Here is a 1,605-nt window from a genome sequence, read left to right on the forward strand (position 1 = left end):
CGCAGAATGCCGCCTTCGCCGCGCACGCCTTCGGTGATCAGCACGCCCGCGCCGGCCACGCCGGTCGGGTGGAACTGCCAGAACTCCATGTCCTGCAGCGCGATGCCCGAACGTGCGGCCATACCCAGGCCGTCACCGGTATTGATGAACGCATTCGTCGATGCCTGGAAGATCCGGCCTGCGCCGCCCGTGGCGAACAGCGTGGTCTTGCCTTCGAGGATATAGACGTCGCCCGTTTCCATTTCGAGCGCGGTCACGCCGAGCACGTCGCCTTCGGCGTCGCGGATCAGATCCAGCGCCATCCATTCGACGAAGAACGTGGTCTTCGCAGCGACGTTCTGCTGGTAGAGCGTGTGCAGCAGCGCGTGACCGGTACGGTCAGCCGCCGCGCAGGCGCGTTGCACCGGCTTTTCGCCGTAATTGGCCGTGTGGCCGCCGAACGGGCGCTGGTAGATCGTGCCGTCCGCATTGCGGTCGAACGGCATGCCCATGTGTTCCAGTTCGTAGACGGCGTTCGGTGCTTCGCGGCACATGAACTCGATCGCGTCCTGGTCGCCGAGCCAGTCGGAGCCCTTGATCGTGTCGTAGAAGTGGTAATGCCAGTTGTCTTCGCTCATGTTGCCCAGCGACGCACCGATCCCGCCTTGAGCGGCGACCGTGTGCGAGCGCGTCGGGAACACTTTCGAGAGCACGCAGACCGACAGGCCCGCACGCGCGAGTTGCAGCGACGCGCGCATCCCCGAGCCGCCCGCGCCGACGATGACCACGTCGAACTTGCGACGCGGCAGAGAATTCTTGATTGCAGCCATTCTTTTACACTCTCCAGAGAATCTGCGCGGCGTAGCCCAGGCTGCCCAGCAGCCAGGCGATCGTCAGCACGTCCAGCGCGATGCGCAGGCCAACGGGCTTGATGTAGTCCATCCAGATGTCGCGCACGCCGATCCAGGCGTGATAGAACAGCGCGAGCAGCGTGACGAACGTCGCGAGCTTCATCCGTTGGGCGGAGAAAATCGACGCCCAGCCGTCATAAGAAAAGTCGTGTGCGCCGAAGAACAGCACGAGCAGCACGATCGTGTAGATCGCCATGATCACGGCGGTGGCGCGCTGGGCAATCCAGTCGCGCAGGCCGTAATGCGCGCCCACGACGAGGCGCTTCGGACCGATACCGTTTTTAGCCGACATTCTTAAAACGCTCCGAAGAGTTTTGCCGCGAAGGCGATCGTGAGGACCGTGGAGAGGACAACGACGACGAGCGAGGTCGATTTGGCCTTTTCTTTAGCCGCGAGGTCATGGTTGAAATCCATGAACAGGTGGCGCACGCCAGCGCAGAAGTGGAACAGGAACGCCCAGCCGAGGACCAGCACGACGAGCTTGACGATGATGTTGGAGAGGAAGCCCCGGAAGACTTCGAAGCTGAGTTCCGAAGTGAGGCTCTGGTCAAACAGGAACAACAGGAAAGGCAGGAAAATGAATAGAAGTGCACCGCTCACGCGGTGACCGATCGATACGCGACCGGCCAACGGCAGGCGGTATGCGAACAATATCTGCCCAAGCCCGATGTTCCGGTATTCCGGCCTCGGTTTTTTTGCGGCTTCTGCCATGCTA

The 1,605-nt window shown here is 62.0% G+C and carries 3 protein-coding genes; all 3 read right to left on the reverse strand.

Annotated elements, in window-relative coordinates; translation table 11 throughout:
• The coding region (locus tag U5A67_RS40350) for an FAD-dependent oxidoreductase (RefSeq protein WP_224018442.1) at window positions 1-809 on the reverse strand (809 nt) is incomplete at its 3' end.
• 4 nt (window positions 810-813) lie between these two features.
• Complete coding sequence (sdhD, locus tag U5A67_RS40355; RefSeq protein WP_321959833.1) at window positions 814-1,182, reverse strand: succinate dehydrogenase, hydrophobic membrane anchor protein; 369 nt, start codon at window positions 1,180-1,182, stop codon at window positions 814-816.
• Window positions 1,183-1,184: 2 nt separating this feature from the next.
• The gene (sdhC, locus tag U5A67_RS40360) at window positions 1,185-1,601 is read right to left on the reverse strand and encodes a succinate dehydrogenase, cytochrome b556 subunit (RefSeq protein ID WP_321818822.1); all 417 of its coding nucleotides are present in this window, start codon (window positions 1,599-1,601) and stop codon (window positions 1,185-1,187) included.
• Window positions 1,602-1,605: the final 4 nt, after the last annotated feature.

It is taken from the genome of Paraburkholderia sp. J69-1 (genome assembly GCF_905220255.1).
In the GTDB taxonomy this organism is placed as follows: domain Bacteria; phylum Pseudomonadota; class Gammaproteobacteria; order Burkholderiales; family Burkholderiaceae; genus Paraburkholderia.